The sequence below is a fragment of the Halorubrum sp. SP3 genome (assembly GCF_005435195.1).
Lineage (GTDB): Archaea > Halobacteriota > Halobacteria > Halobacteriales > Haloferacaceae > Halorubrum > Halorubrum sodomense.
This window is the reverse complement of the sequence record NZ_SGTU01000487.1, coordinates 1-350: the sequence shown is the minus strand read 5'-3', so window position 1 is coordinate 350 and position 350 is coordinate 1. Positions and strand designations below refer to the sequence as shown.

Here is a 350-nt window from a genome sequence, read left to right as displayed (position 1 = left end):
CAACTGGCGGATCGTCCTCTCGGGTGTTGTCTCGCTCTCACAGTTAGACGCTATCCGTGCGATGCGTGGCGACGCCAGCGGCGTTGAAACGCGGACAGCGATGTTCGGGATTCGCGAGGTCAACTTCGACCAACTGAACGTGACACGCTCCGAGAACCCGAGCGTCATCAACATGGGCGGCGAGGTTGAACCCCTCTACGAGATCCAGTTACAGACGAAGGAGCTGAACGACCAGACGGACAACGGCCTGTTCGGAGGGAACTGATGGGACTGCCATACTCGTACGTCGGCCATGACTGCTCGGCGCCGCTTGGCGTCGTCGTTCACCGACGCAACGAGCCACCGATTCG

General features: G+C 60.6%; 1 protein-coding gene. It reads left to right on the top strand.

Annotated elements, in window-relative coordinates:
* A partial coding sequence (locus EXE42_RS19035; protein ID WP_199240811.1) for a hypothetical protein occupies window positions 1-265 on the top strand: 265 nt, incomplete at its 5' end.
* Between the last annotated feature and the right edge of the window lie 85 nt (window positions 266-350).